At 66.2% G+C, this 25,220-nt stretch carries 25 protein-coding genes; 8 read left to right on the forward strand and 17 right to left on the reverse strand.

Annotated elements, in window-relative coordinates; all coding sequences use genetic code 11:
* Window positions 1-8 precede the first annotated feature (8 nt).
* The 7 genes from ACN0RC_RS04900 to ACN0RC_RS04930 form a co-directional block, all read right to left on the reverse strand.
* Window positions 9-737: a substrate-binding domain-containing protein gene (locus tag ACN0RC_RS04900; protein WP_417509360.1), complete on the reverse strand. Its 729-nt coding sequence runs from the start codon at window positions 735-737 to the stop codon at window positions 9-11.
* Window positions 734-1,693: an aldo/keto reductase gene (locus tag ACN0RC_RS04905; RefSeq protein WP_417509654.1), complete on the reverse strand. Its 960-nt coding sequence runs from the start codon at window positions 1,691-1,693 to the stop codon at window positions 734-736. The genes ACN0RC_RS04900 and ACN0RC_RS04905 overlap by 4 nt, the downstream gene beginning before the upstream one ends.
* Window positions 1,694-1,773: 80 nt before the next feature.
* Entirely contained in the window at window positions 1,774-2,727 is a 954-nt protein-coding gene (locus ACN0RC_RS04910; RefSeq protein WP_417509362.1) for a Gfo/Idh/MocA family oxidoreductase, read from the reverse strand.
* Between the two features lie 21 nt (window positions 2,728-2,748).
* Window positions 2,749-4,059: a protocatechuate 4,5-dioxygenase subunit alpha/beta gene (locus tag ACN0RC_RS04915; RefSeq protein ID WP_417509364.1), complete on the reverse strand. Its 1,311-nt coding sequence runs from the start codon at window positions 4,057-4,059 to the stop codon at window positions 2,749-2,751.
* A gap of 11 nt (window positions 4,060-4,070) precedes the next feature.
* Window positions 4,071-4,997 carry an amidohydrolase family protein gene (locus ACN0RC_RS04920; protein WP_417509366.1) on the reverse strand — a complete coding sequence of 309 codons (927 nt, stop codon included), beginning with the start codon at window positions 4,995-4,997 and terminating at the stop codon, window positions 4,071-4,073.
* A 73-nt stretch (window positions 4,998-5,070) separates the two neighbouring features.
* On the reverse strand, window positions 5,071-5,763 hold the full coding sequence (ligK, locus tag ACN0RC_RS04925; RefSeq protein ID WP_417509368.1) for a 4-carboxy-4-hydroxy-2-oxoadipate aldolase/oxaloacetate decarboxylase: 693 nt from the start codon (window positions 5,761-5,763) through the stop codon (window positions 5,071-5,073).
* Window positions 5,764-5,778: 15 nt separating this feature from the next.
* Window positions 5,779-6,816, reverse strand: a complete 1,038-nt coding sequence (locus ACN0RC_RS04930) for an amidohydrolase family protein (protein WP_417509370.1) — start codon at window positions 6,814-6,816, stop codon at window positions 5,779-5,781.
* Window positions 6,817-6,929: 113 nt separating this feature from the next.
* Here ACN0RC_RS04930 and ACN0RC_RS04935 point away from each other — a divergent pair, with 113 nt between their 5' ends.
* A complete protein-coding gene (locus tag ACN0RC_RS04935) occupies window positions 6,930-7,844 on the forward strand; it encodes a LysR family transcriptional regulator (protein WP_417509372.1) in 915 nt (304 codons plus the stop codon).
* 132 nt (window positions 7,845-7,976) lie between these two features.
* Here the strand turns inward: ACN0RC_RS04935 and ACN0RC_RS04940 are convergent, their stop codons facing one another.
* Window positions 7,977-8,834: a helix-turn-helix transcriptional regulator gene (locus ACN0RC_RS04940; protein WP_417509374.1), complete on the reverse strand. Its 858-nt coding sequence runs from the start codon at window positions 8,832-8,834 to the stop codon at window positions 7,977-7,979.
* 140 nt (window positions 8,835-8,974) lie between these two features.
* Here ACN0RC_RS04940 and fdhA point away from each other — a divergent pair, with 140 nt between their 5' ends.
* Both fdhA and ACN0RC_RS04950 read left to right on the forward strand, forming a co-directional pair.
* On the forward strand, window positions 8,975-10,192 hold the full coding sequence (gene fdhA / locus ACN0RC_RS04945; protein WP_417509376.1) for a formaldehyde dehydrogenase, glutathione-independent: 1,218 nt from the start codon (window positions 8,975-8,977) through the stop codon (window positions 10,190-10,192).
* A gap of 38 nt (window positions 10,193-10,230) precedes the next feature.
* A complete protein-coding gene (locus ACN0RC_RS04950) occupies window positions 10,231-10,629 on the forward strand; it encodes a GlcG/HbpS family heme-binding protein (protein ID WP_417509378.1) in 399 nt (132 codons plus the stop codon).
* A gap of 122 nt (window positions 10,630-10,751) precedes the next feature.
* Here ACN0RC_RS04950 and ACN0RC_RS04955 read toward each other — a convergent pair whose 3' ends face one another.
* The 3 genes from ACN0RC_RS04955 to ACN0RC_RS04965 all read right to left on the reverse strand — a co-directional run bounded on the left by ACN0RC_RS04955 (window position 10,752) and on the right by ACN0RC_RS04965 (window position 13,963).
* Complete coding sequence (locus tag ACN0RC_RS04955) at window positions 10,752-11,411, reverse strand: nucleotidyltransferase domain-containing protein (RefSeq protein WP_417509380.1); 660 nt, start codon at window positions 11,409-11,411, stop codon at window positions 10,752-10,754.
* Between the two features lie 114 nt (window positions 11,412-11,525).
* Window positions 11,526-11,978, reverse strand: coding sequence for a MarR family winged helix-turn-helix transcriptional regulator (locus ACN0RC_RS04960; protein WP_417509382.1), 453 nt, complete (start codon window positions 11,976-11,978; stop codon window positions 11,526-11,528).
* Window positions 11,979-12,073: 95 nt separating this feature from the next.
* Window positions 12,074-13,963, reverse strand: a complete 1,890-nt coding sequence (locus ACN0RC_RS04965; RefSeq protein ID WP_417509384.1) for an FAD-dependent monooxygenase — start codon at window positions 13,961-13,963, stop codon at window positions 12,074-12,076.
* 103 nt (window positions 13,964-14,066) lie between these two features.
* Between ACN0RC_RS04965 and ACN0RC_RS04970 the strand changes: the two genes are divergently transcribed.
* Both ACN0RC_RS04970 and ACN0RC_RS04975 read left to right on the forward strand, forming a co-directional pair.
* Window positions 14,067-14,816, forward strand: a complete 750-nt coding sequence (locus tag ACN0RC_RS04970; RefSeq protein ID WP_417509386.1) for an IclR family transcriptional regulator — start codon at window positions 14,067-14,069, stop codon at window positions 14,814-14,816.
* A gap of 178 nt (window positions 14,817-14,994) precedes the next feature.
* The gene (locus tag ACN0RC_RS04975; RefSeq protein ID WP_417509388.1) at window positions 14,995-16,197 is read left to right on the forward strand and encodes a 4-hydroxybenzoate 3-monooxygenase; all 1,203 of its coding nucleotides are present in this window, start codon (window positions 14,995-14,997) and stop codon (window positions 16,195-16,197) included.
* An 88-nt stretch (window positions 16,198-16,285) separates the two neighbouring features.
* On the opposite strand, the gene ACN0RC_RS04980 is transcribed toward ACN0RC_RS04975, so the two are convergent.
* The 3 genes from ACN0RC_RS04980 to ACN0RC_RS04990 all read right to left on the reverse strand — a co-directional run bounded on the left by ACN0RC_RS04980 (window position 16,286) and on the right by ACN0RC_RS04990 (window position 19,015).
* Window positions 16,286-16,849: a Dps family protein gene (locus ACN0RC_RS04980; RefSeq protein WP_417509390.1), complete on the reverse strand. Its 564-nt coding sequence runs from the start codon at window positions 16,847-16,849 to the stop codon at window positions 16,286-16,288.
* A gap of 63 nt (window positions 16,850-16,912) precedes the next feature.
* On the reverse strand, window positions 16,913-17,704 hold the full coding sequence (locus tag ACN0RC_RS04985; RefSeq protein ID WP_417509392.1) for a tryptophan-rich sensory protein: 792 nt from the start codon (window positions 17,702-17,704) through the stop codon (window positions 16,913-16,915).
* Between the two features lie 30 nt (window positions 17,705-17,734).
* Window positions 17,735-19,015 (reverse strand): serine hydrolase domain-containing protein, encoded by a 1,281-nt coding sequence (locus ACN0RC_RS04990; protein WP_417509394.1) that lies wholly within the window; start codon window positions 19,013-19,015, stop codon window positions 17,735-17,737.
* Between the two features lie 132 nt (window positions 19,016-19,147).
* Here ACN0RC_RS04990 and ACN0RC_RS04995 point away from each other — a divergent pair, with 132 nt between their 5' ends.
* Together ACN0RC_RS04995 and ACN0RC_RS05000 are read left to right on the forward strand one after the other, a co-directional pair.
* Window positions 19,148-19,462 carry a DUF2470 domain-containing protein gene (locus ACN0RC_RS04995; RefSeq protein ID WP_417509396.1) on the forward strand — a complete coding sequence of 105 codons (315 nt, stop codon included), beginning with the start codon at window positions 19,148-19,150 and terminating at the stop codon, window positions 19,460-19,462.
* Between the two features lie 38 nt (window positions 19,463-19,500).
* On the forward strand, window positions 19,501-20,148 hold the full coding sequence (locus ACN0RC_RS05000) for a heme oxygenase (biliverdin-producing) (protein ID WP_417509398.1): 648 nt from the start codon (window positions 19,501-19,503) through the stop codon (window positions 20,146-20,148).
* Here ACN0RC_RS05000 and ACN0RC_RS05005 read toward each other — a convergent pair whose 3' ends face one another.
* On the reverse strand, window positions 20,149-21,540 hold the full coding sequence (locus ACN0RC_RS05005; RefSeq protein WP_417509400.1) for an ATP-dependent DNA helicase: 1,392 nt from the start codon (window positions 21,538-21,540) through the stop codon (window positions 20,149-20,151).
* A gap of 81 nt (window positions 21,541-21,621) precedes the next feature.
* On the opposite strand from ACN0RC_RS05005, the gene ACN0RC_RS05010 reads away from it, so the two are divergent.
* Window positions 21,622-22,677, forward strand: coding sequence for a hypothetical protein (locus ACN0RC_RS05010; RefSeq protein ID WP_417509402.1), 1,056 nt, complete (start codon window positions 21,622-21,624; stop codon window positions 22,675-22,677).
* 1 nt (window position 22,678) lies between these two features.
* Here ACN0RC_RS05010 and ACN0RC_RS05015 read toward each other — a convergent pair whose 3' ends face one another.
* Together ACN0RC_RS05015 and ACN0RC_RS05020 are read right to left on the reverse strand one after the other, a co-directional pair.
* Window positions 22,679-24,703 carry a cytochrome c oxidase assembly protein gene (locus tag ACN0RC_RS05015; RefSeq protein WP_417509404.1) on the reverse strand — a complete coding sequence of 675 codons (2,025 nt, stop codon included), beginning with the start codon at window positions 24,701-24,703 and terminating at the stop codon, window positions 22,679-22,681.
* Between the two features lie 95 nt (window positions 24,704-24,798).
* Window positions 24,799-25,086 (reverse strand): HU family DNA-binding protein, encoded by a 288-nt coding sequence (locus ACN0RC_RS05020; RefSeq protein WP_417509406.1) that lies wholly within the window; start codon window positions 25,084-25,086, stop codon window positions 24,799-24,801.
* Between the last annotated feature and the right edge of the window lie 134 nt (window positions 25,087-25,220).

Raw genomic sequence — 25,220 nt, forward strand, 5'->3', positions numbered from 1 at the left:
ACGTTACGTCATGCGTCAGATGGGGTGGTGGATGCTGGCGCGTCAGGAATCCCGAAGCTGTGCTGCTCCTTGATGCCCCGCACCGCGTCCGACGCGAGGAAGGTCAGCACCTCAGCCGCCTTCTCGGGAGAGTCGGATGCCGCGGCCACAGCCCCGGCGAACACGGTGTCGATCGCGCAGTCAGAAGGCATGACACCGAGGATGCGCACGCCGGGCTGGCCGACGAGCTCGCTGAGCTGCTGGAACCCGAGGTCGACGTCGCCGTCTGCGAGCGACTTCGCAACCGGGATACCAGGCCGCGCCTGCACGAGGCGCTCGTCCAGTTCGAGCGTCAGCCCCCACCCGTCGATCATCTTCACCAGCGCAGTGCCGCTGGGTCCGGTCGAGTAGCCGATCCGGTTCGCGGAGCGGAGCGCCTCGCGAAGCTCCGAAGCATCCGCGAAGGCCGGGCCTTCCGGCCGCGTGGCCGGCTCGGACGAGTCGGACGGCAGGGCCACCGCGGTCTGCGACAGCATGAGAGGCACGACAGTGCCCGACACGTGCCCGCTGGATGCGAGCTTCGTCAGTGCCCCCGATGCGAGGAAGACGAGGTCGAAGGCGTCACCGTCGGCGACGCGGGCAGCGGCATCCACTCCCCCGACCGACTCGATCTCCACTTCTGGCAGACCCGCCTCGGCGGCCGCGGCCGCCAGATCGGCGAGCACGTGCCGTGTTGCCATCGAGGAGATGGCTTTCATGCGTCTGCCTCGAAGGTCTCGGCATCCACCTCAGCGGCGGGGCCCGGTGCATAGCGGGGGCCTGCGACCGTAGCCGTGCTGATCAGCTCGCCGGCACGCGCGAGCAGCGCAGCATCCACCGAGAGATCCAGCGCCCCGAAGTCCTCACGCAGATGCGAAACGCTGGTTGTGCCGGGAATCGGCACGACATGCTCGCCGCGCGAGAGCAGCCAGACGAGCGCGAGTTGCGCCGGGGTGCACTCGGCCTCCGCGGCGAGTCCACGCCACGCAGGCAGCAGCGCTTCGTTCGCGGGCCAGTTCTGCGCAGAGAAACGCGGCATCGACCGGCGGATGTCCTTCTCCGCGAGATCGGCAGGGTCGCCGACCGAGTCGCTGAGGAATCCGCGTGCCACCGGCGAGAACGCGACCAGTGCAATCCCGTCGGCGGCCGTCACATCCAGCATCCCGAGTTCGGGGTTGCGGCTCCACAGCGAGTACTCGTTCTGCACCGCGGCGATCGGGGCAGCCTGCTGCGCCTTGCGCAGGGTCGCCACCGACACCTCAGAGAGTCCGATGGCACCGATCTTGCCCTGCTCCACCGCAGACGCGAGCGCGCCGACGCTCTCTTCGATGGGCACCTTCTTGTCCCAGCGGTGCAGGTAGTACAGGTCGATGTGGTCGACCCCGAGACGGGAGAGCGAAGCATCCACCTGCGCCCGCAGAGTGTCAGGCCGGCCGTCGATCACCTTCGTGCCCTCGACCATAGCCATGCCGCCCTTGCTCGCGAGCATGACCTCATCGCGTCGCCCGCGGAGAGCCTGACCGACGAGCTCCTCGTTGCGACCGGCACCGTAGAGCGTGGCGGTGTCGAGGTGCGTCACTCCGTCGTCGAGCGCCGTGCGCAGCACCGCGAGCCCATCTTCGGAAGAGGGCGGGATGCCGTAGGCGTGACTGAGATTCATGCAGCCGAGGCCCATGCGAGACTGCAAAACCACGCCGAGACTGCGGCGGCTCGCTGCAGTCTCGGCGTGGTTTTGCGGGTTGGGGGAAAGGAAGCTCACGCGAGCTGCTCCTCCAGCTGACCGAGCACGCGGTAGCAGTCGATCACCTGACGCAACGAGGAGTTGGGCTCGCGGCCCTCGCGAATAGCGGCGATGAACTCGCGATCCTGCAGCTCGATGCCGTTCATGCTGACCGCGACGTCCGAGACATCGATCTGCTCTTCCTTGCCGTTGAAGAGGTCGTCGTAACGGGCGATGTAGGTGTCGGTGTCGCCGATGTAGCGGAAGAACGTGCCGAACGGTCCATCGTTGTTGAACGACAGCGACAGCGTGCAGATCGCGCCGGTCTCGCTCTTGAGCAGGATCCCCATGTCCATGGCGATGCCGAGCTCCGGGTGGATCGGACCCTGAACCGCATGCGCTTCGACGATCTTGCCCGCCTGATACGCGAACAGGTCGACCGTGTGCGCGGCATGATGCCACAGCAGGTGGTCGGTCCAGGAGCGCGCTTCGCCCTTGGCGTTCGTGTTCGTGCGGCGGAAGAAGTACGTTTGCACGTCCATCTGCTGAACGTTGAACTCACCAGCGGAAATCCGGTTGTGCACGAGCTGGTGCGAGGGGTTGAACCGGCGGGTGTGCCCCACCATCGCTACGCGGTCGGATGCTTCGGCCGCAGCCAATGCTGCCTCTGCATCCGCCAGCGAATCCGCCAACGGAATCTCGACCTGGACGTGCTTGCCGGCGGCGAGCACAGCCTGCGTCTGACCCGAGTGCAGGCCGGTTGGAGTGGCGAGGATGACAGCATCCACATCGTCGCGCTCGAGGACCGCCTCGAGCCCGACGACGGCGTTCGCAACGCCGTACTTCGAGGCGACAGCATCCGCCTTCTCCTGCGAGGTGGCGGCGACGACGGTCACCTCGGCATCTTCGATGTTCGCGAGGCCGTCGAGATGCTTCATTCCGAAGGCGCCGTTGGCGCCCACGACGGCGATGCGGGTCTTGTCAGTCATACGGTCTCCTTTTCGCAGCGATCAGGCGGTGGGGTTGCTGAGGACGAGGTGTCCGACAGCGGTGTTGGATGCCGGCACGTGATAGAACCGGTGATCCACCGACGGCGCCTCACCACCGAACTGGTCATCCATCGCCCCACGAGCAATCAGCCAGTCAACCAGCTCAATACCCTCCGAGCCCGCCTCATCGACATACTCCATGTGCGACCACTCCGTCAGACCCTTCGGGTCAGCGATCAAGTGATCAAGGAACGCGTTATCCCACTCCTCATTGATCAGCCCCGCACGCGGACCCTGCAACTGGTGACTCATCCCGCCCGTGCCCCAGATCTGCACATTCAACTCCGGGCCATCCCACTTATCCAGCGCACGCCGCAACGCCTTACCAAGCTCGTAGCAGCGACGCCCGGACGGCACCGGGTACTGCACGACGTTGACAGCGAGGGGGATGACCTTCACCGGCCACTGATCCTCTGTGCCATGCTCACCGAACACCAGCGACAGCGGCACCGTCAATCCGTGATCGACGACCATCTCATTGACGAGCGTGAGATCGAAATCATCCTGAATGATCGACTGCGCCAGATGCGCGGCAAGCTCCGGATACCCCTCGATGCCGGGAACCGGACGAGGACCATAACCCTCATCAGCAACCGCATACGCAGCGCCGGTGCCCAGCACGAACGTCGGAATGATCGACGCGTCAAACGCAGTCGCATGGTCGTTGTAAATCAGAATCACAACGTCAGGCTTGGACTCCTTCTGCCAACTGCGCGTCCACTGGTACCCGTCGAACACCTTCTTCCAATACGGCTCCTCCGTCTTACCGAGATCCATCGCCGCACCAATCGCCGGCACGTGCGAGGTGAACACCGCAGAGGTATACTTCGCCGGAGCATCCGGACGGAACGTATCCGCCTTCTCACCCGGCGCAGGCGGCGTCCACCCATCCAAATCCTTCAGACGATTACCCTCCGGACGGCGACCACCACCGACCATCATGTCGCGGTACGCAGCCTCACTCATCCCGGTCATAGAGCCCGCCATCTGCTGGAAGCTCAGCCCGTGCGTGGCGCCGATCTTGGCCAGGAAGTAGATGTTGCCGCCCTCGGCGATCATGGTGTTCATGTCCATGTCGAGCACGGCCTGGCGCTGCCGCGCATTGAGCGGCCACTCGTCGAGGTAGGCGGCCTGATCGGCGAGGAAGCGCACCCGGTTCTCGGGCTTCATTAGCGACATCGCGAACTGATTCAGGTGGAAGCCCTTACGCGCCTGCTCGGCGTCGTAGATCGTGGTGCCGGGAATGTCCTTGTACGGCTTGTCGAGTGCCATGTCGTTCTCCTTCAGTCTTTCCAGTACAGGCGGCCGGGGTTGTCGACCAGCAGCTTCTGCTGCAGTTCGGCGGTCGGCGCGATCTGCGGGATGTAATCGACCAGCAGCCCGTCGTCGGGCATGTGGTTCTTGAGGTTGGGGTGGGGCCAGTCGGTGCCCCACAGCACGCGGTCGGGGAATTCCTCGACCACGCGGCGGGCGAACGGCACGACGTCGGTGTACGCGTGCTGCTCGCCATCGAGTGCGCGGGGACCTGTGACGCTGAGCCGCTCTGGGCACGAGACTTTGGTCCACACGTTGGGGTTCTCACGCATGAAGCGCAGGAAGAGTGCGAATTCGTCGCCGTCGACGTCCTTCGTGACGTCGGGCCGGCCCATGTGATCGACGACGACATCGGTGGGGATGCGCGAGAAGAAGTCGTACAGCTCAGGAAGGTCGTCGGCCTCGAAGTAGATGACCACGTGCCATCCGAGCGGGGCGATCTTCGCGACGATCTCGTCGAGCGAGTCGGTCGGGATGCGGTCGACGAGGCGCTTGACGAAGTTGAAGCGCACGCCGCGCACGCCCGCTGCGTGCAGCTCTGCGAGCTGCTCGTCGGTCACATCGCGGCGTACCGTGGCAACGCCGCGTGCGCGCCCATCGCTGCGGGTGAGCGCATCGACGAGTGCCGAGTTGTCGGCGCCGTGACAGGTGGCCTGCACGATGACGTTGCGGTCGAAGCCGAGCTGGTCGCGCAGGGCGAACAGCTGGTCTGCCGAAGCGTCGCACGGCGTGTACTTGCGCTCCGGTGCGTACGGGAAGTCCGCTCCGGGTCCGAAGACGTGGCAGTGCGCATCGACAGCGCCCGCAGGCAGCTGGAAGGTCGGCTTCGTGGGGCCGTCGTACCAGTCCAGCCAGCCTTCAGTCTTGGTGAAGTCGCCCGTGACGGGTTTGGTCATGCTGCCGCCCCCGGTCCCTGAGCCTGTCGAACCTCCGGTCCCTGAGCCTGTCGAAGGGTCCCCGTGCGCCATCTCAGTCCTCCACGTACTCGAGGCCGGCGGCTGCCAGCGGCTCGCGCATACCGTAGAGGTCGAGGCCGAGCACGCCGTCGCGGAACTTCTCCCGCTTGGATGCCTCGTTGTCCTCGCGCTTCTGGCTGGCATCAGCCACGGCACCGACAAGTTCGCGCGGAACCACCACGACTCCGTCGACGTCAGCGACGACGACATCGCCGGGGTTCACGAGCGCGTTCGCTGCGACGACCGGCACGTTCACCGAACCAAGGGTGGCTTTGACCGTGCCCTTGGAGTTGATGGCGCGGGAGAAGACCGGGAAGCCCATCTTCTCGAGGTCCTCGACATCGCGGACGCCCCCGTCGATCACGAGGCCCTTGCAACCGCGAGCGGTGAGGGACGTCGCCAGGAGGTCTCCGAAGAAGCCGTCTTCGCTCTCGGTGGTGCAGCCGGCGACGATCACGTCGCCCTCCTGCACCTGCTCGGCGGCGACGTGGAACATCCAGTTGTCACCCGGCTGCAGCAGCACCGTGACGGCGGGGCCGCACATGGCCGCACCCTTGTAGACGGGACGGATGTAGGGGCGCATGAGGCCGACGCGGCCCATGGCCTCGTGGATGGTCGCCACGCCGAACTTCGACAGACGCGCAACGTCGTCAGGGTCGGGACGCTGGATGCTGGTGTGGACGATTCCGAGGTTGTTCAGTCGCATTTTCTTCTCTCGTTCTCAGAGACCGCGGGCCTTGAGGGCACGGTCGAGGCGGGGGTAGACGTCGCGGGCATTGCCCTCGAAGACCGCCTGACGCTGCGAGTCGCTGAGGTTCGTCGTCGCGTCGACGTACTTCTTGGTGTCGTCGAAATAGTGACCGGTGCGCGGGTCGATGTCGCGGACGGCGCCGATCATCTCGCTCGCGAACAGGATGTTCTTGGTGGGGATGACGTCGGTCAGCAGGTCGATGCCGGGCTGGTGGTAGACGCAGGTGTCGACGTAGACGTTATCGAGCAGGTACTCCTCGAGCTCTGGCTTGCCCAGTGCCATCGCGAGTCCGCGGAAGCGCCCCCAGTGGTAAGGGATCGCACCGCCGCCGTGCGGGATGATCAGCTTCAGGTCGGGGAAGTCTTTGAAGAGGGTGTCACCGCCGCGGATCAACTGCATGAATGCGGTCGTGTCGGCGTTGAGGTAGTGGTCGCCGGTGGTGTGCATCACCTGCGGCATGCAGGTGGAGCTCACGTGGATCATGGCCGGCAGCTCGTACTCGACGAGCTTCTCGTAGATCGGGTACCAGGAGCGGTCGGTGATTGCCGGGGACGTCCAACGGCCTGCCGACGGGTCTGGGTTGATGTTGACCGTGACTGCCCCGAGCTCCTCGACGGCGCGCGTGATCTCTGCGACGGTGGTCTTCGGGTCCTCGCCGGGGGACTGCGGGAGCATGGCGCCCATCATGAACCGGTCGGGGAACAGCGAGCTGACGCGTGCGACGAGATCGTTGCACATGCGTGCCCAGGTCGCGCTGACCTCGAGGTCGCCGATGTGGTGCGCCATGAACGACGCACGAGGGCTGAAGACGGTGAGATCGCTGCCGCGTTCGTTCATCAAACGGAGCTGGTTCTTCTCGATGCTCTCGCGGATGTCGTCGTCGCTGACCTTGAGCGCAGCGGGGTCAGGAGCGTCGCCCTCGCCCTTGGTGGAGGCGATCTGCTGGTCGCGCCAGGCGCCCACCTGTGCGGGAGCTGTCGTGTAGTGGCCGTGGATGTCGATGATCAACGCGTGTCGTCCTTGTCACTTGTCACTCGGGTGCTGTTGTTCCTGACTCTAGGTCGCCGTTTCTATACAGTCCAATAGATGTTTTGCGCCAGAACCATAGATACGCTCTATACATGGCCATGGCGGATCTCAACCAGTTGCGCACCTTCGTCGTGCTCTACGAGCTGCGCAGCGTCACGGCCGCCGCCGAGCGCCTGCACGTGACGCAGCCGACAGTCAGCTACACACTGCGGCGCCTGCGCGAAAAGTTCGGCGATGAGCTGTTCCGTCGCGAGGGACACGACATGGTTCCGACCGCGAAAGCGACGGCGCTCTTCGCGCCGTTGCACGAGGCACTGGCGCAGATCGATCAGGCAGTGAGCGATCCGGATGCTTTCGAACCGGCCGGCTTCAGCGGTGAACTGGCACTCGGTCTCACCTCGATCGGCGAGCAGACTTTCCTGCCTCCGATCATGGAGGCACTCGCCCGCGAAGCATCGGGCCCGCATCTGCAGGTCGAGCGTCTGGATGCCGACCAGGTCGAAGACGGACTGATCCGCGGGGCGATCGATCTCGCGATGACGGTGTCGATGATCGGCAGCCCCAGGCTGTGGCGCACACACGTGCGCGCCGTGGAGTACGTGGCGCTGACGTCAGTCGCGCATCCGCTGCCCGACCCCGGGCCCGACATGTTCGTCGGCCGCCACTTCGTGCGCGTCTCGACCCGCGGTGGCCACGTGTTCCCGCTGCAGGCGCTGACCGAGCACGGACTCATGCCGCAGGTCTCGCTCACCGTCGAGGAGTATGCGACCGTGCCCGCTGTGCTGCAGGCCACCGACCTCGTCGTGCTGCTGCCGCGGCACGTCGCCGAGGTGTTCAGCGGATGGTTCCAGGGACTGCGGATCACCGATCTTCCGTGGCCCGCGCAGTCGACGCCCGTCTCGCTGTACACCCGGCGCGAGGCGAGCCTGTCCCCGGCGCAGAAGTGGTTCCGCAGCGTGGTGCTCGATGCCGTCGCGGCCGGTGAGTACCGGCGCAGGCCCGCGTGACCCGCGCGGACGCCGTGGGCAGAACCGCGGCGGGGAGCTGGTGAGAATTGCTTTGCGGCGTGAGACATGTGTTGCCAGCACCCGTCTCGTGCGGCAAAGCAATTCTCGCGGCGTCACGCCCGTCACGCCCACTCACGCCCGCAGGAAGAGTGCCGTCGCCTCGGACCGGCTCGTCACGTCGAGCTTGCGGTAGACGTTCGCGACATGAAACTTGACGGTGTTCTCGCTGATCCCGAGGTCGGCGGCGATCTCGCGATTGCGTCGTCCTGCGGCGAGCCGCCGGAGCACATCGTGCTCTCGCGGGCGCAGGTCCCACGCATCCGCACTTCCTGGCGCCGCATGCGGTGGATCGAGCGGAATGACGATCGCGATCTCCGTTCCCCACCCCGGTGTCGCGGTGAGGGAGATACGGCCTCCGAGTGCGTGGATGCGCTGACTGACCGATTGCACCGACGCCGATTCGGCCCTGATGTCGCCATGCCCGTCGTCGCGCATGTCGATGAGCAGGTTAGTCCCGTCACAATCCCACTGCACTCGCACCCGTCCCACTTCCGGACTCTCGAGCAGCGCCAGCACCGATCCCCGCACCACGGCACGTGCTCCGTGCGCGACTTCACTCGGCAACGGGCGCCCGTCTTCGGGTGGCTCGACGAACTGCACATCGATGTCTCGGTAGTGCACGAGCGGGCGAAGGTCTTCGCGGAGCCGCTCGAAAGCCGTCGTCACGGGTTCTTCCGTCGATGTGCGCACGCGGTCGCTGGCGGTGCGGAGATGCACCAGGCCGGATGCTGCCACCGCTGTGGCCGCCGAGCGTGCGGCGCCATCATCGACCTTTCCTGATCTGAGGACGGCGAGGATTGATTCGAGTGTTGTGGAGTACTCATCGATCAGCTCGGTGAGCACCTCCATGCGCTCACCCGCCGATGTCCGGGCGTGCCGGAGTGAGGCGGGATCCGCGAGATCCTGTGCGCGCACGTCGTCGTCGAGCATGCCCCCACCGTAGTGCCCATCCTTTCGGGTGGGGAAGACGGCCCAACGGGGCGATACCGCTACTCGGACGGATAGAGGAAGCTCAAGGCACGAACCCACAGCGAACAACGGGCGGCGTTGCCCGGGAACGGAGACCTGACATGGCGGACAATCGAGCGGTCGCCTACAAAGGGCCGGGAGTCGTCGAAGTGATCGACACCGCCTATCCGGAGTTCGAGTTGAAAGACGGACCGGGGGTGAACCCGGAGAATGTGGGCAGGAAAGTGCCGCACGGCGCGATCCTCAGAACGGTCGCGACGAACATCTGCGGCTCCGACCAGCACATGGTGCGCGGGCGGACGACAGCACCTGCGGGCCTCGTGCTCGGACACGAGATCACCGGCGAAGTCGTCGAAGTGGGTCCGGATGTGGAGTTCATCAAGGTGGGCGACATTGTCTCCGTACCGTTCAACATCGCATGCGGCCGCTGCCGGAACTGCAAAGAAGGAAAGACCGGCATCTGCCTGAACGTCAACCCCGACCGGCCGGGTAGCGCATACGGGTACGTCGATATGGGCGGATGGGTCGGCGGACAGGCCGAGTTCGTGCTCGTCCCCTACGCGGACTGGAACCTGCTGAAATTCCCCGACCGCGACCAGGCACTCGAGAAGATCCTTGATCTGACGATGCTCTCCGACATCTTCCCCACCGGCTTCCACGGTGCGGTCACCGCCGGGGTCGGCCCCGGCTCGACCGTGTACATCGCTGGCGCGGGTCCGGTGGGTCTCGCCGCGGCGGTCGGCGCGCAGCTTCTGGGAGCTGCGGCCGTGATCGTCGGCGATCTGAATGAGGATCGTCTCGCGCAGGCCCGGTCGTTCGGATGCGAGACGGTGGACGTCTCGAAGGGAGACCCGAAGGATCAGATCGAGCAGATCCTCGGTGTTCCCGAAGTCGATTGCGGCGTGGATGCCGTCGGCTTCGAGGCGCGCGGACACGGATCGGATGCTTCGCACGAAGCGCCCGCGACCGTGTTGAACTCCCTCATGGACATCACCGCCGCGGGCGGTGCTCTCGGCATCCCTGGTCTGTACGTCACTGGCGATCCCGGTGCCGTCGATGACGCCGCCAAGGTCGGATCTCTCTCGATCAGCCTCGGCACCGGCTGGGCGAAATCTCTGTCGTTCACGACCGGGCAGTGTCCCGTCATGAAGTACAACCGGCAGCTGATGATGGCGATCCTCCATGACAAGGTGCAGATCGCGCAGGCCGTGAAGGCGACGCCGATCAGCCTCGACGACGCACCGCGCGGCTACGCGGAGTTCGATCAGGGCGCCGCCAAGAAGTACGTACTCAACCCCAACGGCTACATCAAAGCCTGACCCACCCCCGCAGTTCGACCACCACGAAAGGAACGGAAATGTCTGCAAATCTTGAGGATGCTCGTCGAGTCATCGCCGCCGCCGAGAAGAAGGCCACCGAGATCGGCCAGCCCATGAACATCGCCGTCGTCGATGCCGGCGGAAACCTCGTCGCCCACGTGCGCCAGGACGGAGCCTGGATCGGCAGCGTCAACATCTCGATCAACAAGGCGTGGACGTCGAAGGCGTTCGACATCTCCACGAAGGACCTCGGCGACAACTCGCAGCCGACGCAGCAGTTCTTCGGCATCCAGAACACCAACGGCGGCAAGGTCGCGATCTTCGCCGGCGGCATCCCGCTCTCGCGCGACGGCGTCGTCGTCGGAGCCGTCGGTGTCAGCGGCGGATCCGGGGAGCAGGACCACTCCGTCGCCGAGGCCGGCGCCGCCGCGTTCTGAGCTCCGTCCCCCGCGAGAATTGCTTTGCGGCACGAGAATCGCGTTGCCAGCAGCCGTCTCATCGCGCAGAGCAATTCTCGCGGCTGGGGCTGGGGCGCATCAATTCACGCACAGTGACACGCTCAGGGGCGGTTCGGGCGGTTCCAGCTGGACTTCGCGGGAGCGAACGGGCTCCGCACGTGGATCGCCCACGTCGAGTGCGGGTGGATGCGCAGCAGCGCGGTCTCGTAGAACGTCACCGCCTGCGCGTCGAGCTGTGGGAGCACGGCATCCTTGTCGGTCGTGTCCTCCGGTCGCGGACGCAGGGCCTTCCAGACCAGCTGAACTTCGGGGGCGCCGGTCGGGATGCCGTCGATATCGATGACCGCGCGATCCCAGGGCAGCGTGAGCCGCGGATCGCGCTTGTAGACCCACGCGCGCGGAGCGCCATCTTCCCCGTTGACCTGCAGCACCCAGGCATTCTTCGCGTCGTCTCGGATGAGCACCGGCTGCAGGTCGGCGTCTGATGGAGCATCCGCGAAGGGCACGATCTCGTCCTCTTCACCCGAGGGCGCCCAGGCGCTGAACCCCTCCGGCAGATTCGCGACCAGCGTGGCCAGGTCGCCGGCGACGACGCTCACGTCGATGTTCGAACGCTCGCGGATCGACCGTCCGAGCCAGCGGTCCAGTGCCGCACCTCCCGAGAGCCACCACCGAACGGATGCTGCGCCGAGCAGCTCCGCGACCTCGTCGGCCGAAACGGCCTCCCACGGAGTCGCGGCAGCAGATGCAGAAATGGCCATGAGTTGAGGCTACCCGGGCCGGTCACCACCTCTCGCCGTTCACAACTCCTCAAGAACGGTGGGCCGAGCGCCGGACGGCCCGAAACCACGGCTGCTTCGCGGTTCTTTGAGGAGTTACGAACGTGCGGTGCCGGCGACCGAGCCCTCGAGCATCGCCCAGAGCCCGTGGAACAGTGCCGCAGAATCATCAGGACCCAGGTGCGCTGTCAGTTCGCGCTGCACGTCGATCACCAGTGGGGCGAGACGCGCGCGCTCGGCCGCTCCATGCGAGGTGAGCGTCACGACGTTGCGCCGCGCATCACCCGCGGCCCGCTGCCGGGCGATGAGACCGGACTTCTCCATGCGCCGCACGAGGTCGGCGATCGTCGAGCGATCGAGGTCCACCTCGTCGCACAGCTCGCGCTGGCTCGCCTCACCGAGACGATCAAGAACCGCGAGGATGCTGTACTGCGCGCTTGTGATCTCGCTCGAAGCCACTCGCGCCCAGGTCGCCAGATGCAGCTGCTGCGCGCGGCGGATGAGGTTCCCGACGTGACGCTGCGGTTCGGGGAGGTCAGGCATCGTCATCACGGCTCCATCCTCTCAGGTGCGCTCACAACAGAGCTTCAACTCCTCGATCGCTGAGCCTGTCGAAGCGTCGCGGGCCAGGCCCTTCGACAGGCTCAGGGGCCGGTGGGCAGCAGGAACCCGCCGAAGAAGTCACGCAGCTCGGCGCGTGCCGACAGCTGCAGCACGTGCGCCACATACTGATCCGGACGCACGACGACGACCGCACCGTCTGCGGCGATCCCGCGAGCGGCGAAGATGTCGTCCGCAGCATCCGCTGCCCAGACCTTCTCCCAGTCCTGCAAGCCGAGCGGGCCAGAGGTCGGAAGCAGCAATTCCGGCAGGGCCGTGACATCGACGTCGTGGTGCGAGCCGCGGAAAATGGCGTGGACGTCGATGACGCTGTCGATAACGGCATCCGCCCCGGTGAACTCGCGGACCGGCGAGTCCTCTCCGTCACTCAGCCACGTGGCGAACTCACGCAGTGCCGCCCCAGAAGTGTCTCCGAAGGCGTAGATGCGCCAGCGACCGTCGGCGACGTGCGAGTGGCCGAGCTGCAGCGGGCGCGCGTCTGCGACACGGCGCACGGGCGACGAGTGAAAGCGGGTGCCGATCTCGAATCCGCTCGCCAACTCCTGATGCTCCGCCGTCCCCGTGAGCGTCGACGGGGTGTACTGCGTCGCAAGGCCTGCGGTGTAGCGACCCTGGCGCGCGAACTCATCCTGCATGTCTGCAGCCGAGACGCCGCCGAGTTCGGGGTGCGCAGGGTCGAGCGCCGGCTGCGCGATGAAGGCCGACCAATGCTTGTCGAAGGCGATGAGGTCGGCGGCGATCCGCTGGCGCTCTTCCGAGTAGGTGCGCAGCAGCGTGGCATCCGATCGTCCCTGCAGAACGGCGGCGAGTTTCCAACCCAGGTTGAAGGCGTCCTGCATCGACACGTTCATTCCCTGGCCCGCCTTGGCGCTGTGCGTGTGGCAGGCGTCGCCGGCGACGAACAGGTGCGGCACGGCATCCGCGGGCGAGTCAGAGGTCAGGTCATCGAAGCGGTCAGCGACGCGCTGGCCGACCTCGTACACGCTCGACCAGGCGACCTGTTGCACGTCGATCGAGTACGGGTAGAGGATGCCGTTGGCGACCTCGCGCAGCTCCTCGGCGGTCTTCTTGCGGATCTCGCTATCGCCTGCCTCGACCTCGCCGAGGTCGACGTAGCAGCGCACCATATTGCCGCCCTCGCGCGGGATCATCAAGAGGCTCCCCTTGCCGGCGGACTGCACGACGTTCTTCGTGCGCCAGTCGGGGAAGTCGGTAGTGGCGAGCACGTCCATGACGCCCCAGGCGTGGTTGGCGGCGTCACCCTTGAGCTGGATGCCGAGTGCGCGGCGCACGTTGCTGCGCGCACCGTCGCAGCCGACGACGTACTTTGCGCGCACGGTGAACTCGGTGCCGTCAGCGCGACGGAGCGTGGCGATGACCGGGTGGTCTGACTCAGCATCCATCTCGAAGCCGGCGAACTCGATGCCGTAATCGGCCTCGAGTCGCGATGGGGAGCTGGCCGCGTGCTCGAGCAGATACTGCTGCATCCGCGCCTGGTTGACGATGACGTGCGGGAACTCGCTGAGCCCTGCGGGGGTGTCTTCGACCCACCCGGTGCGGGTGATCTGGGAGCGGTCGTCCTCGGACGGACCCCAGAAGCGCACTTCGTTTACCCAATAGGCCTCGCGCACCAGCGCATCTGCCAGACCGAAAGCCTGGAACATCTCGACCGTGCGGCAGGCGACACCATCGGCGTGACCGACCTGCAGCGGCTCTTCACGACGCTCGATGATGCGGGTGGTGATGTCGGGGAACTCAGACAGCTGCGCGGCCAGAACCGTTCCCGCGGGGCCCGTGCCGACGATGAGCACATCGAGCTTCTCGGGGAAGGCGTCGCCGCGTTCGAGGGCCTCAGGGGCCGCGGGGCGGACGTCAGGATCGCCGGGTCGGTATCCGTCGCGGTAGAACTGCATCTGATCTCCTTCGATCTCCGGTGCGCCCGGAATTCGTCCAACCTCGTCGGATTAGTTGGGGTGCCAACGATTGTACATGGATGCGTCGTGCGAAGCTAGCCCCATGGCGAACTCGCGCTCCGGTGACTCGATGACCGTGCGCATCGTGCGTGTTCTCGAGACTTTCAGCGCCGAGCGCACCGTGCAGACCGCGACCGAGATCGCCGAGCGCGCTGGCCTCCCCCGGTCCACTGCACACCGCATCGTCGGTGAGCTCAGCGCCGAGGGGATCCTCGAGCGCGACGAAGGGGGCCGCATCCGTCTGGGAATGCGCCTGTGGGAGCTCGCGCTGCGCGGATCCAACGCGCTGCGCCTGCGCCAAGCCGCAATGCCGCACATGGAGCGCGTGCAGACCCTCGTCCGCGAACACACCCAGCTCGCCGTGCTCGAACACGATGAAGCGCTCTTCCTCGAGCGCCTCTCCCATCCGGATGCCGGCGCCAACATCACCCGCGTCGCCGGACGCCTCCCCGTGCACGCTTCCTCTTCCGGTCTTGTTCTGCTCGCGTTCGCCGACCCCGCCGTTCGCGAGCGGGTGCTCGCCGGCCCGCTTCGCGCACTCTCGACCGAGACGATGACGGATGCCGCGGCTCTCCGCGCGCTGCTCACATCGATCCGCCGGCGCGGCTTCGTCACATCCCCCGGATCGATCGAAGCGGTCTCCACCGGGGTCGCCGTTCCCGTCCGCGACAGGGGTGAAGTCGTTGCCGCACTGTCGGTCGTGCTGCCGCGCGAGGCTGATCCCACCGCCGCACTCGACGCTTTGCGCGCCGCCGCGCACGACACAGAGCGTGACCTGCGCGCGCTCCGCTGACCCACGCTCCGCTGACCCACGACGTTCAGGTCGCGATTTGTGCCGCTATCGAGCCGCGAGAGCGACCGAATTCGCGACCTGGACGCGCCGCTGCTGCCCATTCAATGGGATCAGTCGGCATAGGAGTTGGCGGGCGAGGCACACTGGTGCGCAGCATCCGTCCGTCGAAGGAGACAGCATGAGCACCGCATCCGGCACCGTCCGCACGTCCTCGATCCGCACCCGGGTCGCAATCGTCGGCGCAGGCCCTGCCGGCCTCATCCTCTCTCAGCTGCTCGCCGATGCCGGGATCGAGTCGGTCGTCATCGATCAGCGCTCGCGCGAAGAGATCGAGCAGACGATTCGTGCCGGTATCCTCGAGCAGGGCACGGTCGACCTGCTCACCCAGATCGACCCGAACACCCGCGTGCACACGGTCGGTGACCGCCACGACGGCATCGAGCTGCGGTTCGAAGGAGAAGGACACCGCATCGACTTCGCGAGCCTCGTCGGCCGCAGCGTCTGGCTCTATCCTCAGCACGAAGTGCTCAAAGACATGCTCGCCCTGCGCTTGAGCCGCGGTCAGGACCTGCGCTTCGGCATCACCGCGACCCGCGTCGAAGGCGTCGAGACCGATGCTCCGCGGGTGATCGCGACGGATGCCGAGGGCGCCGAGCTCGTCATCGACGCCGACTTCGTCGTGGGCGCCGATGGGTCACGCTCGGTCGTGCGACCCGCTGTCACCGGCGACTCTCGCAGCGGCTACTTCCGCGAGTACCCCTTCGCGTGGTTCGGCATCCTCTGCGAAGCACCGGCTTCCTCGGATGAACTCATCTACAGCAACTCCGAGAATGGCTTCGCGCTGATCAGCCAGCGCAGCCCCGAGGTGCAGCGGATGTACTTCCAGTGCGCCCCCGACGCCGATCCGGACGCGTGCAGCGAGGCGGAGATCTGGGAGACGCTGCAGTCTCGCGTGCCGGGCATCACTCTGAAGGAGGGCCGGATCTTCCAGCGCGATGTGCTGCGCTTCCGCAGTTTCGTCGCCAGCGAGCTGCGCCACGGGCGGGCAGCTCTCGTGGGAGACGCCGCGCACACCGTGCCGCCCACTGGCGCGAAGGGCATGAACCTCGCGGTGGCCGACGTCGTCATCCTCGCGAAAGCGCTGAACGCGCTGCTCGTCGAGAACGACTCCCGCCTGATCGATGGCTACGCGGATGCCGCATCGCGCCGTATCTGGAAGGCGCAGAACTTCTCGTGGTGGATGACGAGCATGCTGCACCTGGAGCCCTCGCACAATGAGTTCGACCGCAGACGTCAGCTCGGAGAGCTGCGCTCGGTCGTCGACTCAGAGGCCGGACGCACCTATCTCGCCGAGGCTTACACCGGGTGGCCCCACGACTGATTCCGAACCTCGGGAACCCGCAAAACCACGCCGAGGCACCGTCAGTTCGATGTTGTCTCGGCGTGGTTTTGCGGGTTTGCAGCGAGAATCAGCCCTTCGAGGGCGTGCGGTTCTCTGCGCTGAACATCCACGCGAACTGCTCGAGCGTGTCGATGATCTCGTGGAGGATGTCTGCGGTGGTCGGATCCTCCTCGTCGATCGGATCGTGCACCTCGCGCATCGTCCCGACGGTGGCCTCGAGCCGCACCGTGATCAGATCGACGGTCTCGGTCGTGGTGATCTCACCCTGCGGATACTCCGGCAGGGTGGTCGTGGATGCGACGGTGTCACTGCGCCCGTCCGGAACGGCGTGCAGCGCCCGCATGCGCTCGGCAATGGTGTCGCTGAACGTTCGGACGGCGGCGACGATCTCATCGAGCTGCAAATGCGTATCCCGGAAGTTGGTTCCCACCACGTTCCAGTGCGCCTGCTTGCCCTGCATCGACAACTCGAGAAGATCGACCAGCACCGCCTGCAGGTTCTTTCCGAGCTGCTTCGATGCGACGAAGCCCTTCTCGGCGTTCTGGCGTCGCGTACTCTTCTCTCCCGAGCCGCCGCGAGCTGCGCCCTTGTTCTTCGAGTCTGACTTCGCACTTGCCTTAGTCGTTGCCATTATGACCTCCTGTCCGCAACGCTATCCAGCCAGATGGCGCACAACGAGGGGCTTGACAACCTGTTATTGCCGCGGCAGGCGCTGTCGGAACCGCCACCCGGTGACCCCGAGCACCACTACCGCGAGAACGATGGCCGTCGTCGCCACCACAGGAGCCGCGGGATCCTCGGCCCAGCGACCGACCGCGATCCAGACGAGCCCCCAGACGGTTGCGACCGCAGGCGCCCATCGACCTCCGCGCCAGGCGGTGAAGACAGCGATGAGGCCAGCCGCGATGAGCGTGATGGTCCCAGGGATCCCCGGTGCCTCTGCCCACGAGGTGATGCCGATGTCGGCGAGCCAGGCTGCGAGATTCGCTGCCGCCGCAACTGTGACCCAGCCGAGGTAGAGCCCGATGACGCCGTCGATGAGCACGATCTCCGCGACCGTTCCGCGGCGCGGGCGGCGGCACACGCGCACGAAGGTCACCAGCAGCACACCGAGCAACAGCACGATGATCACGAAAGACTCCGCAATCTGCCAGGCCAGAACGCACATGATCCACGCGGCATTCAGCACAGCGGATGCCGCGACGCCGTACCCGATCGCCCGATGGCGCGGCTTCGCCGACTGTCCAGGCGTGAACTGCCAGATCGCATAGGCAAGCAGGCCGAGGTAGATCACTGACCAGATCGCGAACGCGAACCCGGCGGGAGCGAGGACGGTGGCGTCAGCGGCGAACGCTCCACCGGCAGCATCCGAGATCCCCGAGCCGCCGAACAGCCCGGATCCGAACAGCGCTGCCACAAGGGAACCGACCACCGTCAGCGCAACAATGCTCCGACGCACGCGGTCGGACTCCTCGGTCTGAGACATGCCCCCAGGGTAGAGGTGGCCGCGCTCAGCTCACTCCGCGGGCGGCGGCGTGGCGCACACTGCCATCGCCGAGATTGCCTCGTGGTACTGCTCAGCGGTGAACGGCAGACCGAACTCCGGGGCCGTCTGGCCCTGTGCCGCAGGTGCCTTGGAGGCGATCGCGGCGAGTTCCCAAGCGAGGTAGGCGGCAACGCTGGACCCCGACGTGGAGTTGTTCAGCACGACCGCGACGGTGAACCCTGTCGTCGGGTCGGCGTACGCCGCTGTGGTGTAACCGGGAGTCGCGCCGTGCTGTCCGATCAGGGGTCCGACCAGATATGCGCCGCCGGTCGCCTGGTACCAGGATTCTGCGTCCGCCGATACCGGCAGAGGAGCCGCGAACTGGTCGGGCTTCGGGTCTTCACGAAGCCCCTGGCGCGCTGCGGCCTGAGCGAACCGGCCGAGCTCGTCGATCGTCGAGACCACACCGGAGTCGGTGTAGCCCACACTGGAGGAGAGCGTCGTGATGTCGACAGGAGCCGTGCAGTCGTAGCCGCCCTCGATGGCGTTCAGCCGGTTTCCGCTGAGCGGGTTCTCACCGGGTACTGCAGCGGCAGGGCTCGGAAGCGAAGTGCTTGTCAGCTCGAGCGGATTGGCGACGTACTTCGCGATCAGCTCGGACGCGGTCATCCCCGAAGCGCGCTCCAGGGCGAGTCCGAGAAGAAGGTATCCGGCGTCGGAGTCGCGGTAGGTCGTGTGCGGCGCGGTCGGTGCCTGGCCGAGGCCGAAAGATGCGAGCTCGAGCGGTGCCCAGACGCGCTCGGGGGTGTTCAGCCACATGCCCGCCACTGCCATCTCGGACGATCCAGCGCCGCTGGTGCCGTTGCAGAGGTCGAGCAGCGTGATGTCCTTCATCTTCGCCACACCCGAGACGTAGTCGGGAACGGGGGCGTCGAGTTCGACCGTGCCCTCATCGACGAGCGCGTAGAGCACCTCGCAGGTCATGATCCGCGTGACATCGCCGATGCGGAAGGACATGTCCGTGGTGACCGCGGTCTGATCTTCGACCGACTGCGTGCCCAGTGCCGTGACCCAGGTGCCGCTCCAGGGAACCCACACGCCGACGATCGCACCTGTCGCGCCGACCTTCGCCATGGCGTTCTCGACAGCGGCCTGCATCGGCGCGACCGTGTCATCGGGGAGCGCCTGCTCCACCTGCCCGGGCGCCGTGTACGTGAAGGAGTCCTCCGGCGCACATCCGGTCAGCACAAGAGCAAGAGCGGCCGCGCCAGCGACGGCAGCACGCCAGGGGCGCGACGAGAGATGGGGCATGGGTGGGACTCCTGGAAGATCTATCCCACCGAGTCTAGGGCGCGCCGCCGGAAACACTGCACGGTTGCTGGCGATCGCGGCAGACACACAGACTTCACTCAGATGCGCCGCTTCAGACGTACAGTGATGACCATGCCGCATATCTTCGACAGCAACGTGGTCGCCGCCATCCTCCGCCATATGAACGGCGACCACTCCGATGACAACCTCCTGATCGCCCGCGCTTTCGCCACGGCATCCGATCTGCCCATCACGGATGCCGTGATGACAGACCTCGACGGAGACGGCGGCATCTGGCAGATCACCCGCGGCGGAGTCGAGGAGGAGCTGCGCGTGCCCTGGCCGGGCGGCGCCATCGACGAGCGCCCCGCCGTGCGGCGCGAGGTCGTCGCCCTCTACGACGCCGCCTGCGCGAAGCTCGGGGTCGAACCGCGGCCACATTCCTGACGCTTCCGGTTAGGTAAGGTTTGCCTTACACTGAGGGCATGGTGGAAATCCTCTCATTCTCCGCGGCGCTTCGTGAGCGCTCGTCCGGTTCGCACTCGCGCAGCGAGCACGCTGGTTTCATGGCCGATCTACTCAAGGGCGAGGCATCCCGCGAGGACTACATCTCGCTCGTCGCCCAGCACTACTTCATCTATGAAGCGCTCGAGTCAGCCGGCGAGCGGATGCGGCGCGACCCCGTCGCGTCCGTCTTCATCAGCGACAAGCTCACCCGCCTTCCCGCCCTTGAGGCCGATCTCGAGTTCCTCGTCGGGCCGGACTGGCGCGACGAGATTGCACCTCTTCCGACGACGCAGCGCTACGTCGCGCGCATCAACGAGGTCGGCGCGACGTGGGCGGGCGGTTTCATCGCGCACCACTACACGCGCTACCTGGGTGACCTGTCTGGCGGTGTGTTCATCGGACGCGTCATGCAACGCCGGTTCGGATTCGAGACCAATGGCGTGGGCTTCTACCTGTTCGACGACATCGCCGATCCGAACGCTTTCAAGGACGTCTACCGCGAGCAGTTGGATGCCGCGCCGTGGGATGCCGCAGAGCGCGAGCGCGTCATCGACGAGGTGCTGCTGGCCTATCGCTTCAACACCGAGCTGTTCGAAGATCTCGACCACGCCCGGATCGCCGCCTGATCAGGCCCCCGCGAGCCGGGGTGTCGAACCCTGCCGGGCCTCCCACGCATCGCGCATGAAACGGCGCACGTCCTGATCCACCCGGATGTCGCTCGGACGCAGCGGACGCGACAGGTACAGCCCGTCGAGTGAGGTGAGCCGCGACAGGGCAACGTAGGTCTGCCCCGGCGCGAATGCTCCCCCACCGAGATCGATGATCGCACGATCGTAGGTCTTGCCCTGCGACTTGTGGATCGTGACCGCCCACGCCAGCCGCAGCGGGAACTGCATGAACTCGGCGATCACGTCGCGACTGAGCGTCTTCGTGTTCGCGTCGTAGGAGTAGCGGAACCTCTCCCACACCGCGGGCTCGACGTCGACGTCCTCGCCGTCGATCTCGACGCGCACTGATCCGCCGAGAATGCGCTTGACCGTGCCGATCGTGCCGTTGACCCAGCGCGGGGGCTCACCGGTCATCGACACGTCGTTGCGCAGGAACATCACCTGCGCGCCGATCTTGAGTTTGAGCTCCGCGTCTGCGGGGTAGTTGCCGTCGCCGCGCCCGAAGTCGCCGTTGATCTCGGCGCGCGCGGTCTGCTCCTTGCCCGCGAGTGCTGCGAGATGGCGCTTGTTGATGTTGTTGACGATGTCATTGCGCGTCGCGAGCGTGATGATCGGGACCTCGCCGGGTTCAGGATCAGGAGGCGTGCGCGTGCCCTGCGTGTTGAGCACCTCGGCGATCTCAGCCGTCACCCGCCCGTAGCGGACCGCGTTCAGCATCGACTTGAAACCGTCGTCGGACTGGCGGTGGATCTGCACCAGCTCGCGCACGTGCAGCGGAGCACCGTGACGCCCGAGATCGATCAGCCCGTCGGCCTCTCCCATCGTTGCCCCAGCCCACACCTTCGCATCGAAGAACCAGAACGAGCGGTAATGGTCCTGCACGTAGCGCAGCTCGTCGCCCCGCGGCGGTACGGGCGCCAGCTGATAGGGGTCGCCGAACATGACGACCTGCACGCCGCCGAACGGCTCGGCACGCCTGCCGCGGGCCTGGCGCAGTGCGCGGTCCATGCCGTCCATCAGGTCGGCGTTGACCATCGAGACCTCGTCGATGACGAGTGTGTCGATCGCGTTCAGGATGCGGCGGGTGGCATCGTTCTGCTCGATCTCGCTCTCGGCGATGAGCCCGATCGGCAGGCGGAACAGCGAATGAATCGTCTGCCCCTCGACGTTCAGGGCCGCAACACCGGTCGGCGCGCAGATCGCGATCTGCTTCTGGGTGTGCCACGCGAAGTACTGCAGGAGCGTGGATTTGCCGGTTCCGGCGCGCCCCGTGATGAAGACGTGCTCCCTGGTGTCCTCGATGAGTTGGAACAGCTCCTGCTGCTCATCGGAAAGGGCGGGGAAAGACACGACTCTCATCGTACGTCGACCTCCGCCATCAGATGGGCGCGAACTCGGCACTGTCACAGCCCGCACTTCTAGACTGGCGCCATGGATCAGCCCTCGACGACGCGCGTGCGCCGCCGATTGTGGTTCGATCTGACTGCTCTCGCGGTCGTCGGGGTTCTGCTGCTCGGGGCCATCGGCGCCGGGGGAACAGTCCTCTACAAGGAGTTCTACGGTCCAGCGGCCTTCGTCACCCGCTATCTCGATCTTCTCTCCAGCGGGCGTGCCGCCGATGCTCTGCTTGTTCCCGGCGTCGCGGTCGATCGCAGCACTCTCGAGGAGGCCGGCATCGATGGCGACGCGTCCGAGGCGATGCTGCGCAAGAGCGCTCTCGCGCCGCTGAGCAACTTCGAAGTGCTCGCAGAAGAGTCCGAAGACGGCGTCTTCTCGGTCACCGTCTCCTATGTCGCCGGGGCCCACGCGGGTTCCACGACTTTCCAGGTCGAGCAGGACGGCTGGGAAGGCATCATCCCCGACTGGCGCTTCACCCGCTCGCCCCTTGCGGCCGTTTCACTGACGCTCCTGGGCGCCGACCAGTTCGCCGTGAACGGCTTCCCCGTCGATCGGCGCCAGGTCATGGCATCCGGTGCGGATGCTGTCGCTGGAGACCCGCTGTCGCTGCTGGTGTTCACCCCCGGGCTCTACTCGATCACCGTCGACACCGCCATCGCGACATCACCGGGGGTGAGCATCCTCGCGGACTCTCCCCTCACGCAGACCCCGGTCGAAGTGCAGACCGCACCCACCGAGAAGTTCACCGCCGTCGTCCAGGAGCGCGTCGAGGAGTACCTCACGCAGTGCACGACGCAACAGGTTCTGCAGCCGACCGCCTGCCCCTTCGGCCTCGAGGTGCGCAACCGCATCGTCGACCCGCCGGTCTGGTCTATCGCCGCTCAGCCCGCCGTCACCGTCGAGCCCGATGGCGCGCACTGGAGGATCCCACCGACCGACGCCGTCGCTCACATCGAGGTCGACATCCGTTCGCTGTTCGACGGCTCCGTGGAGCACGTCTCTGAGGATGTGCCGTTCCAGGTCGATGGCTCGATCGCCATCCTTCCCGACGGCTCGGCGTCGATCAGGGTCGGTTCGCCCGTCGGGTGAATCAGCGGCCTTCGCGGGCGGCCTGGCGCTGGTCGCGTTCGGCGAGGGCGGCGAGCTTCGCGTTGTACTCGGCGAGCTCGGCTTCTCCGGTGCGATCGGCGTTGCGGTCGGTACGCCGCTGCACCTTGGTGTCGTCGCGGCTCCACTGAATAGCGACCGTGACCGCGAGGATCAGCGTCGGGATCTCACCCACAGACCACGCCACTCCTCCGCCGATGTACTGATCCTCCATCGGCGTCGGTCCCCAGGTGCGGCCCATGGATCCGAACCACTCCGCGACCATGAGTCCCTCCTGCATCATGATCGCCATTCCGAAGAACGCGTGCATGGCCATGACCGCGATGAGCGTGATGAGGCGTCCCGCGTACGGCAGGCGGTACGGCACCGGATCGATACCGACCAGGCTCAGCACGAAGAGGTAGCCAGAGATCAGGAAGTGGATGATCATCCACTCGTGTCCGAGGTGCTCGTACATCGACCACCGCACGAGGTCGGTGAAGTAGAACGCCCAGAGCGACACGATGAAGATGCCGGCCGCGACGAAGGGGTGCGTGATGATCCGCGAGAACGGGGACTGCACAGCCCAGAGGATCCACTCGCGCGCGCCGCGAGTGCCGTCATCGCGCTTGTGGATGCTGCGCAGCGCCAGGGTCACCGGCGCACCGGAGACCAGCAGCAGCGGGATCGCCATCGACAGGACCATGTGGCCCAGCATGTGCACGCTGAACAGGTACTCCTGGTACAGGTTGATCGGTCCGCACGTGACCCAGACGAGCAGCAGCAACCCCAGCATCCAGAACACGGTGCGCTGGATCGGCCAACGGTCCCCGCGTCGGTGCAGGCGCCAGACGCCCGCGATGTAGAAGAAGGCGCCGAGCACTGCACCCAGCGCCCAGAGGATGTCGAGGTCCCACCCGCTGAACCACATATCGATCGTGAACTCAGGAGGAAGCGGCGCGCGCGTGAGGATCTCCGCTGGCGTCTGCCGATCGACGGCCGTCAGACCCGTCGGCGGGGGCGTGCGCGCAAGCGCAGCGGCGGCGCCCGATGCGAGACCCATGAGCGCGACTTCGCAGAGCACCAGCATCCAGAACCAGCGCGAAGCGCTCTCGCCAGCCGTGCGCGACGCGTCCATGCGCGGAATGAGGCGGGCGCGGTACCAGGCGCCGAGCAGGCCCATGCCGCACAGCAGCACCACCTTGGCGATGATGATGAGGCCATAGGGACTCCAGAGCGCGTCCCAGCTGCCGAGGCCGACGGTCGACCGGACGACGCCCGAGACGGCGACGACGAAGAAGGCGGCAATGGCGAGGCTCGAGTAGCGGCGCACGAGCGACACGGCGTCGACGCCCTTGGTGAGGTGCAGCACGACCAGGAGCATGAGTCCACCGAGCCACACCGCAGCGCCGACGGTGTGCAGCAGGATCGAGTTCACCGCGATGACGTGACCGGACAGCTCGCCCGAGTGACCCTGCGTCGCCATCGGCAGAAGGGCAGCGAGCGCGATGACGGCGGTGATCAGCGTCGGAAGCCAGCTGCGCCACGCGAACGCGAGGATCGTGACGATCGCGCCCATGACCGTGGTGATCAGCCAGGCCTGACCGAGAGGGAGGGCGAGGAGGAAGCGCCCCAGATCCGAGCCGAACTGCTGCCCGAGGCTGAGTTCAGGGGTGAACGCCGCGAGGAAGGTGAGAAAGCCGGTGGCACCGGCAGAGATCGTGAAGAGGGCGGCGCCGAGGGATGCGGTGTCCATCGCCGTTTCGAACGGCTTCTCCCCCGCGCGGAGTGCGAACAGAGCGAGAACCATCGGGCCGATCATGAGTGCGGCGCTGAGGTTGTTCACCAACCGCGCGATCGGCAGGCTCCAGCGGATGACGTCGCCGGGGTCACCGATCAGCAGGGGTGCAGCCCCTCCGCCGAACAGCAGAGCTGCGACCACAGCGACCGCGGAGGATGCGACGAGGATCAGGACTCCGGCCGCACGATACGACGATGCGGGAATGGTGCCTTGGCCGGGAGAGCTCACCCTTCAAGCCTAAGCTCGCGGGCACTGCTGCGGCACCACGCATGAAGGCCGCCCCAACCGGGACGGCCTTCATAAGCTTCGAGAAGTAAGCGGACTTACTTGACGGCTGCCTTGAGCTTGGAGCCAGCGGTGACCTTGACGCGCTTGCCAGCAGGGATCTTGATCTCTGCGCCGGTCTGCGGGTTGCGGCCGGTGCGGGCAGCGGTGTCGACCTGCTCGAAAGCGATCCAGCCCGGGATCGAGACCTTGCTGCCCTTGGCAACTGCGTCCGAAACCGTGGCGAAGAGGGAGTCGAGGACGCCCGAGACGGTGGCCTGGCTCTGGCCAGTGGCAGAAGCAATGCTCGCGACGAGCTCGGTCTTGGTGATGGACTTGTCAGCCATGTCATCCTCCAGCGACGAGGTTCCCGTCGCATTGTCGTTGTGGTCGGAGCAGGTGCTCCTGGTCGAGTGACCGCCTTGAATGTACCAACCGTGACCCGTATTTCCGCGTCATTTCGCGGGTTTTGGTGTTTTTC

Origin of the sequence: Microbacterium sp. (assembly GCF_048259935.1) — a bacterium.
Taxonomy (GTDB): domain Bacteria; phylum Actinomycetota; class Actinomycetes; order Actinomycetales; family Microbacteriaceae; genus Microbacterium.